The 9,126-nt window shown below is 63.4% G+C and carries 4 protein-coding genes; all 4 read left to right on the forward strand.

Annotated features, from left to right (window positions below):
* Nucleotides 1-89: 89 nt before the first annotated feature.
* Nucleotides 90-1,550 carry an IMP dehydrogenase gene (gene guaB, locus IGS61_RS24450; RefSeq protein ID WP_086137751.1) on the forward strand — a complete coding sequence of 487 codons (1,461 nt, stop codon included), beginning with the start codon at nt 90-92 and terminating at the stop codon, nt 1,548-1,550.
* 175 nt (nt 1,551-1,725) lie between these two features.
* Nucleotides 1,726-3,336 (forward strand): glutamine-hydrolyzing GMP synthase, encoded by a 1,611-nt coding sequence (gene guaA / locus IGS61_RS24455; RefSeq protein WP_070288027.1) that lies wholly within the window; start codon nt 1,726-1,728, stop codon nt 3,334-3,336.
* A gap of 258 nt (nt 3,337-3,594) precedes the next feature.
* Nucleotides 3,595-5,367, forward strand: a complete 1,773-nt coding sequence (locus IGS61_RS24460; RefSeq protein WP_230541983.1) for a ShlB/FhaC/HecB family hemolysin secretion/activation protein — start codon at nt 3,595-3,597, stop codon at nt 5,365-5,367.
* A gap of 70 nt (nt 5,368-5,437) precedes the next feature.
* Nucleotides 5,438-9,126: two-partner secretion domain-containing protein (locus IGS61_RS24465; protein WP_230541984.1), on the forward strand; the 3,689-nt coding region annotated here is incomplete at its 3' end.

The following is a 9,126-nucleotide window of genomic DNA, read 5'->3' on the forward strand; positions in this document are numbered from 1 at the left end:
TTTTGCTATTTTCAAATATCTTTTCTATGCTGCAAGGACGGAGGGCACTTTTTTCTGTATAATCTGCTTTTGCGCCAATAGGAAATGCTATGCGTCTACTTCAAAAAGCACTCACATTCGATGACGTGCTGCTCGTCCCAGCCTACTCCAACGTTCTGCCCGCCGATACGTCCCTTAAAACTCGCCTGACCCGCAATATCACCCTGAATATTCCCTTGCTGTCCGCAGCCATGGATACGGTGACGGAAGCCCGCCTCGCGATCGCGATGGCCCAGGAAGGCGGCATCGGCATTATCCACAAGAATTTGAATCCGAAAGACCAGGCACGTGAAGTGGCCCGCGTAAAGCGTTTCGAAGCAGGCGTACTGCGCGATCCGATCACGATTCCGCCGGACATGAAGATCCGCGACGTGATCGCGCTGACGGAACAATACGGCATCAGCGGTTTCCCGGTTGTCAAGGGCAAGGAAGTCGTTGGCATCATCACCAACCGCGACTTGCGCTTTGAACAGGAACTCGACGCGGAAGCGTCCGCCAAGATGACCCCGCGCGAAAAGCTGGTGGTCGTCAAGGAAGACGCCGATACGGCCGAAGCCAAGCGCCTGATGAACAAGCACCGCCTCGAGCGCGTGCTGGTCGTCAACGACGCATTCGAATTGCGCGGCCTGATCACCGTCAAGGATATCCAGAAGTCGACTTCCCACCCGTTCGCGTCGAAAGACAGCCAGGGCAAACTGCTGGTCGGCGCTGCCGTCGGCGTGGGTGCCAAGGATGAAGAGCGCATCGACCTGCTGGTCGCCGCCGGCGTCGACGTGCTGGTGGTCGACACGGCCCACGGCCACTCGCAAGGCATCCTCGACCGCGTGAAGTGGATCAAGACCAAGTATCCGCAAGTGGAAGTGATCGGCGGCAACATCGCTACCGCCGCTGCCGCCAAGGCGCTGGTGGAATACGGCGCCGATGCGGTCAAGGTTGGCATCGGCCCTGGCTCCATCTGCACCACGCGTATCGTCGCCGGTGTGGGCGTGCCGCAAATCACGGCCATTTCGAATGTGGCTGAAGCACTGGAAGGCACGGGCGTGCCATGTATCGCCGACGGCGGTATCCGCTTCTCGGGTGATATCTCGAAAGCGCTGGCCGCTGGCGCCTCGACCGTCATGATGGGTTCGATGTTTGCCGGTACGGAAGAAGCGCCAGGCGAAGTGATCCTGTACCAGGGCCGCAGCTACAAGTCGTACCGCGGCATGGGTTCGCTGGGCGCGATGTCCGACGGTTCGGCTGACCGTTATTTCCAGGACGCCACCATGAAGGCCGACAAGTTCGTGCCTGAAGGTATTGAAGGCCGTGTCGCCTACAAGGGCAGCGTGCTGGCGATCATCTTCCAGCTGGTGGGCGGCGTGCGTCAATCGATGGGTTACTGCGGTTGCGCCACCATCGACGAACTGCGCGAAAAAGCGGAATTCGTGGAAATCACCTCGGCCGGCATGCGCGAGTCGCATGTCCATGATGTGCAGATCACGAAAGAAGCCCCTAACTACCGTTCAGAGTAAGCGTACTGGAGAAACTGTCCATGACTGCGTTCCAGTGCCTCGCCGTACTATTCGTACTGTCTTCGGCACTGCGCCTTGCCCTGAACAGTTTTCCAGCTACGCTATTGTGGTAGCGACAGACCAGACCGGCGCCTAGTGCGCCGGTTTTGTAATGACCTCAGATAAAGTCCCCATCATGCATTCTAAAATCCTCATTCTCGATTTCGGTTCCCAAGTCACCCAGTTGATCGCCCGCCGCGTGCGCGACTCCGGCGTGTTTTCCGAAGTCTTCCCGTATGACGTCAGCGACGAATTCGTGCGCAACTATGGCGCCGCCGGCGTGATCCTGTCGGGCAGCCACAATTCCACGCTGGACGGCGACTCGCCGCGCGCACCGCAAGCCGTGTTCGAGCTGGGCGTGCCCGTGCTGGGCATCTGCTACGGCATGCAAACCATGGCGGCCCAGCTGGGCGGCAAGGTGGAAAACGGCCTGGTGCGCGAATTCGGCTACGCCGAAGTGCGCGCCCGCAGCCATACCAAGTTGCTCAACGGCATCGCCGACTTCGTCACCGACGAAGGCCACGGCATGCTGAAAGTATGGATGAGCCACGGCGATAAAGTGCTGGAAATGCCGCCGGGCTTCAAACTGATGGGCAACACCCCGAGCTGCCCGATTGCCGCCATGGCTGACGAAGAGCGCCAGTTCTACGGTGTGCAATTCCACCCGGAAGTAACGCACACGGTGCAGGGCAAGGCCATGATCGGCCGCTTCGTGCATGAAATCTGCGGCTGCAAATCGGACTGGAACATGCCCGACTACATCAGTGAAGCGGTGGAAAAGATCCGCGCGCAGGTCGGTACCGATGACGTCATCCTGGGCCTGTCCGGCGGCGTCGATTCCTCCGTGGCCGCTGCCCTGATCCACCGCGCCATCGGCGACCAGCTGACCTGTGTGTTTGTCGACCACGGCCTGCTGCGTCTGGACGAAGGCAAGATGGTGATGGACATGTTCGCCAAGAACCTGGGCGTGAAAGTCATCCGCGTCGATGCGGAAGACCAGTTCATGGGCCACCTGGCCGGCGTCACCGATCCTGAGCAGAAGCGCAAGATCATCGGCCGCGAATTCGTCGAAGTCTTCCAGGTTGAATCGGGCAAGCTGGTCAACGCCAAATGGCTGGCGCAAGGCACGATTTACCCGGACGTCATCGAATCGGCCGGCAAAGGCAAGAAGGGCCAGACCATCAAGAGCCACCACAATGTGGGCGGCTTGCCGGATACCATGAAGCTCAAGTTGCTGGAACCTTTGCGCGAACTGTTCAAGGACGAAGTGCGCAAACTGGGCGTGGCCCTGGGCTTGCCGCATGACATGGTCTACCGCCACCCGTTCCCGGGCCCGGGCCTGGGCGTGCGCATCCTCGGCGAAGTCAAGAAGGACTACGCCGACCTGCTGCGCCGCGCCGACGCCATCTTCATCGAAGAACTGCGCAACACGCCGTATGAACCAGTCGTGGTTCCTGGTTTCGACCAGGATAGCGTGCCGACCAACTGGTACGAAGCGACGAGCCAGGCTTTCGCCGTGTTCCTGCCCGTCAAATCGGTGGGCGTGATGGGCGACGGCCGCACCTACGAATACGTGGTGGCCCTGCGCGCCGTGCAGACGCAAGACTTCATGACGGCCCACTGGGCACACCTGCCGCACAGTCTGCTGGGCAAGGTGTCGAACCGCATCATCAACGAAGTGCGCGGCATCAACCGCGTCGTCTACGATATCTCGGGCAAGCCGCCGGCGACCATCGAGTGGGAATAAATTTCCCTTTGGAAATTTTGCATGTCGAAATGACTGAGTAAGCGAAAGCCCTGTTTTTACAGGGCTTTTTTTATGGCACCTGTTGTGGATGCGATTATCTGATTTCTTGCCATGACGCGGTAAGCTTGTTTACTAGTGGTAATTCGATAGTTAAAAGGCAGTTAGCAAAGAGGAAAAGTTCTCAAGAAATAAATATAGTTGCCATATAGAAATAGTTATTTTATAATTTCCTTACGTAAATAATTATTTGAGGCAACTATGCACCTGCGCTTGACGCCATGGTGCGGTGTATTTTTGTTTAGCAGCACCTTGTGTGCCGCCGTGTCCGCGCAGACCCGTCCCGAAATCGCGCCGCCCCTTCCCACTACGCCTGGCCTCGGCCAGCGCGACGATGCCAGCCAAGAATTGATACGCCAGCAAGAACGCGAGCGCCTCCTGCGCCAGCAGCAGGAACGCACGCCCGACGTGCGCCTGCTTGAGGCGCCCGCGGCCGCCTCCGCCAACCGCCTGCCCGCAGGCGAATCGCCGTGCTTTACCATCGATCATCTGCAATTGCGGGGCGAGGACGCCGCCCAGTTCCAGTGGGCGCTGGCCGCCGCCGCGCGTGACGACCTGGGAGCGCCGGATTCGCCGCTGGGGCGCTGCCTGGGCACGCAGGCCATCAATGTGCTGATGGGGCGGCTGCAGAACGCCATCATCGCGCGCGGCTATGTCACGACGCGCGTGCTGGCCGAACCGCAGGATTTGAGCAAGGGGACGCTGGCCTTGAGCGTGATACCGGGGCGCATCCGCCAGATCGGCTTTGCACCGGGTACCAATCCCCGCGCCACCTGGTGGAATGCCGTGCCGGCGCGCCCGGGCGACTTGCTCAATGTGCGCGATACGGAGCAGGCGCTGGAAAACTTCAAGCGCGTGCCGACGGCCGAGGCCGATATCCAGATCATGCCGGCCGAGGGCGGCAATGCGAAACCGGGCGAGAGCGACCTGCAGATCCAGTGGAAGCAGGGCTTGCCATTCCGCCTGGCGCTGGGCCTCGACGATGGCGGTTCGCGCTCGACCGGCAAACTGCAGGGCAGCGTGACCCTGTCGTATGACCACTGGCTGACCCTGAACGACCTGTTTTACCTGAGCCTGTACCAGAACGTCGACGGCAACCGCAACGGTCCGCGCGGCACGGGCGGCATGGTGGCCCACTATTCGATTCCCTACGCCTACTGGCTGCTGGCCTTTACGGTCAGCGACAGCCATTACCACCAGTCCGTGGCCGGCATCAGCCAGGACTACAACTACAGCGGCGCCAGCCAGAATCGCGAAGTCAAGTTGTCGCGCCTGGTGTACCGCGACGCGTCGCGCAAGACGACGCTGTCCCTGCGCGGCTGGCAGCGCGCCGCGCAAAACTTCATCGACGACACGGAAGTGGAAGTGCAGCGCCGCCGCATGGCCGGCTGGGAACTGGGCCTTGGCCACCGTGAATTCATGGGACAGGCCACCCTGGACCTGAACCTGCAATACCGGCGCGGCACGGGCGCGATGGATGCATTGGCCGCGCCCGAGGAAGCGTTTGGCGAAGGCACGTCGCGTTTCAAGCTCATCCTGGCCGACGCGGCCCTGTCGGCACCGTTCACGCTGGCCGGCCAGCCGCTGCGCTACGCGGGCAGCTGGCGCACGCAGCACAATCGCACGCCGCTGGTGCCGCAAGACCGCTTCGCCATCGGCGGGCGCTACACGGTGCGCGGCTATGACGGCGAAAGCAGCCTCTCGGCCGAACGGGGCTGGCTGCTGCGCAACGAAGTCGGCGTGCCGCTGGGCAACAGCGGCCAGGAAGCGTATGCGGGCCTGGACCATGGCGAAGTATCGGGACCGTCCGCCGAATGGCTGATCGCGCGCCGCCTGACGGGCGGCTTCGTCGGCTTGCGCGGCCAGTGGCTGGGGGTGCAGTACGACGCCTTTGTCGGCTGGCCCGTGCGCAAACCTGAGCTGTTTCGCACGGCCAGCCATACGGCCGGCTTCAGCCTGAACGCCAGTTACTGAGACTGAGACGCCGCAACCAGCCAGCGTTCTCCCCCTTGATCGCATCATTTAATTGTCATTAGGACATTTCATGAACAAGAACCTGTACCGCATCATCTTCAATAAACGCCGTGGCCAATTGATGGTCGTCGCTGAAAATGCTTCCTCGCAAGGCAAGGCTGCCAAGGGGGAGGGGGGCCTGGACAGCGGCGTATTTGAGGGCGATGGCGGTGGCGGGATCAATGGCAAGTTGCGGCCGCTGGCCTTGGCGATATTTGGCGCGCTGGGCATGGTGAGCTTTGTGGCGGGACCGGCCATGGGGCAGATTGTGGCCGACCCAAACGCGCCGGGCCGCCAGCGTCCGACCGTGGTGCAGAGCGCCAATGGTGTGACACAGGTGAATATCCAGACGCCGAGCGCGGCCGGCGTGTCGCGCAATACCTACAGCCAGTTCGACGTGACGGCGAATGGCGCCATCCTCAACAACAGCCGCGGCAACGTGCAGACGCAGACGGGCGGCTGGGTGCAGGGCAATCCATGGCTGGCGGGCGGCAGCGCGCGCGTGATCCTCAACGAAGTCAATTCGGCCAACCCGAGCCAGTTGCGCGGCTATGTCGAGGTGGCGGGCCAGCGGGCCGAGGTCGTCATCGCCAATCCGGCCGGCGTGGCCGTCGACGGCGGCGGTTTTATTAACGCCAGTCGGGTCACACTGACGACGGGCACGCCTATCCTCAACGGCGGTAACCTGGATGGCTACATGGTGCAGCGCGGGGTGGTCAGCATCAACGGACGGGGCCTCGACACGTCGCTGAGCGACTACACGGCGATCCTGGCGCGCGCCGCGCAGATCAATGGCGGCATCTGGGCGCAGGAATTGAAAGTGGTGACGGGAACTAACCAGATCGATGCGGCGCATGGCGTGGGCGCTGGCGTCGCCGCTGCGGGCTCCGTCCCAGCCTACGCACTGGACGTGGCGCAGCTGGGCGGCATGTATGCGGGCAAGATCACCCTGATCGGTACGGAAGCGGGCCTGGGCGTGCGCAACGCGGGCGTTTTGGCGGCCACGGCCGGCAACCTGGTGCTGCAATCGAATGGCTGGCTGAGCAATAGCGGCAATATCCAGTCTGCCGGCGCCGGCAGCCAGACAAGCATTGCCGTCGCGGGCGACGTGGCCAACAGCGGCACCGTGTATGCGGGCGGCGACAGCCAGGTGCAGGCCCAGGGCAATATCGCCAACAGCGGCGTGATCGCGGCCCAGGGCAATGCCAGCGTGCAAGCCACGGGCGCGGCAGCGCGCATCGATGCCACTGCTGGCTCGGTGCTGGCGGCTGGCTTGAATCTGGATAATACCTTGGCCGCCAGCGGCAAGCTGAACGTTTCTGCTGGCGATACCATTGCCGTGCATGGCACGGCCGTGGCAGGCGGAGACAGCAGCCTGGCGGCGCGCCAGCTGGACATTACTGGGGCGCAAGTGTCGGGCGGCAACGTCAGCCTGGGCGCCAGCGCCGGCGACCTTGACGCCAGCCGCGCGCAGGTCAGTGCCCGCGACCGCCTGCAGCTGGACGCGGCGCGCACCGTGCGCAGCGATGCGGCGCAGCTGACGGGCCAACAACTGGGCGTGCAGGCGCATGACCTGTCGAACGTGGACGGCCAGATTATGCAACTGGGCGCCGGCGACCTGGCGATTCAATTGCCTGGAAGCCTGGACAACACGCGCGGCGTCATTGCCACGAATAGCCAGGCCTTGCGCCTGCAGGCAGGCAGCCTGAGCAATCAGGACGGAACCATCCAGCATGCGGGCACGGGCGCGCTGGAGATCGGCGCGGCGCAGATCAACTTGCAGCGCGGCAGCATCGTCAGCAATGGCGCCATGGCGCTGAGCGGCGAACACATCGACCATCGCGATGCCCGCACGGTGGCGGGGCAGCTCAACATCGACGCCGGGACCCTGGACAACCGGGGCGGTAGCCTGGCACAAAGCGGCCAGGGCACGACCGGCGTGCAGGTGCGCGGCGGACTGGACAACCGCGGCGGCGCGCTGGAGAGCAATGGCGCGTTGACTGTGCAGGCAAGCAATGTGCACAACCAGAAGGGGCGCATCGTCGCCAGCGGCGATCTGGCGCTGTCGACAGGCGCGCTGGACAACACCGAAGCGACCCTGGCGGCGGGCCGTACACTGCGCCTGGACAGTGGCGACATCGACAATACGCGCGGACAGATCCAGACGGTAGCGGGTGATGCGGCCTTGACGGTCGCAAAGCTGAACAATACGGCCGGCAGCGTGTTTGCCGGTGGCAACCTTGCCACCCGGGCCAGCGAAGTGCTCAACAGCGGCAACCTGTATGCGGCCGGCAGCCAGGCGCTGCAGGTGAGTGGCGCCGTCAGCAACAGCGGCGTCATCGCCGCCCAGGGCGACAACCGCATCGATGCCAGCCGCATCGACAGCACGGCCGGCAGCCTGCTGGGTGCCGGCATCCGCGCCGACGGCAGCCTGGCCGGCAGCGGCCAGCTGCAGCTGACGGCTGCGCAAGCGATCAGTGCGCATGGCCAAAACCTGGCCGCCGGCAAGACCAGCCTGCACGCTGCCAGCATCGACCTGAGCGGCAGCCAGACGGGCGGCGCGGCTATCGCGCTGAACGCCAGCGCCGGCAACGTCGTCACCGACAAAGCGCTGGTGACGACCACGGGCCTGCTGTCCGTGGCGGCAGCAGCCAGCGGCCAGGCTTTGTCCAACGTGCGCGGCACGCTGAGCGCCGGCCAGTTGGATATCCAGACGGGATCGCTCGACAACCGCAGCGGCACCATCATCCAGACGGGCAGTGGCGACACGGCATTGCAAGGCAGCACCCTGGACAACACGGGCGGGCGCATCGCCGTCAACAGCGCCAACTTGACAGTGCTTGCGGATAAGGTGACTAACCGCGACGGCAGCATCGAGCACGCGGGCACGGGCCGCCTGAACATCGACGCGGTGCGCTTCGATGACGAACGGGGCAAGGTGACGGGCAATGGTTTAGTTGATATCCAGGCGGAAACGGTCGATCACCGTCATGCCGTCACGTCGGGGCAGCAAGTCACCGTGCAAGCTGGCCAGCTGGACAACAGCGACGGTACCCTGCAGCAGACGGGGCCAGGACAGATGCGCGTGGACGTGGCGCAGACCCTGGACAATACCCGCGGCAGCATCGCCGGCAATGGCAGCCTGCAACTGCAGGCGGGTGTGCTGGACAATAGCAAGGGCCGCATCACGTCCGCTGCCTCGGCGGATATCGCCAGCAAGGGTGCGCTGAAGAATACGGACGGCGTGATGGCTGCGACCACTGATTTGAAGGTCGGCGGTATCGCACTGGACAACACGCGCGGCGTGTTACAGGCGGACACTTTGCGTCTGGATGCGGCGGCCTTGCTGAACCAGCAGGGGACGGTGAGCGCCGGTTCGGACCTGACGGCGCGGATCAGCGCAGACTTGAGCAATACCGGCTTGCTGTATGCGGGCCGCAACCAGCAACTGACGGTGGGGGGATTGCTGAACAACAGCGGTTCCATCGCCTCCGTTGGCAACACCAATATTTCCGCTAGTAAAGTGACCAGCAGCGGCTTGCTGGGTGCCGGGGTGAAAGCGGACGGCAGCCTGGGTATGGCGGGCGATCTGACCATCAATAGCGATGGCGTGCTGCAAGCGAGCGGGCAGAACCTGGCGGCGGGCAGCGCGGTGTTGACGGGGGACAATGTGGACCTGTCGGGTAGCCAGACAGGTGCGGCGCACATCGCCATCACGGC

Origin of the sequence: Janthinobacterium sp. FW305-129 (assembly GCF_020858115.1) — a bacterium.
Taxonomy (GTDB): domain Bacteria; phylum Pseudomonadota; class Gammaproteobacteria; order Burkholderiales; family Burkholderiaceae_D; genus Janthinobacterium.

Bases quoted from the DNA above. Each gene is read 5' to 3' on its own strand.
- guaA (WP_070288027.1), top strand. From the start codon at position 1,726: ATGCATTCTAAAATCCTCATTCTCGATTTCGGTTCCCAAGTCACCCAG.
- guaB (WP_086137751.1), top strand. From the start codon at position 90: ATGCGTCTACTTCAAAAAGCACTCACATTCGATGACGTGCTGCTCGTC.
- IGS61_RS24460 (WP_230541983.1), top strand. From the start codon at position 3,595: ATGCACCTGCGCTTGACGCCATGGTGCGGTGTATTTTTGTTTAGCAGC.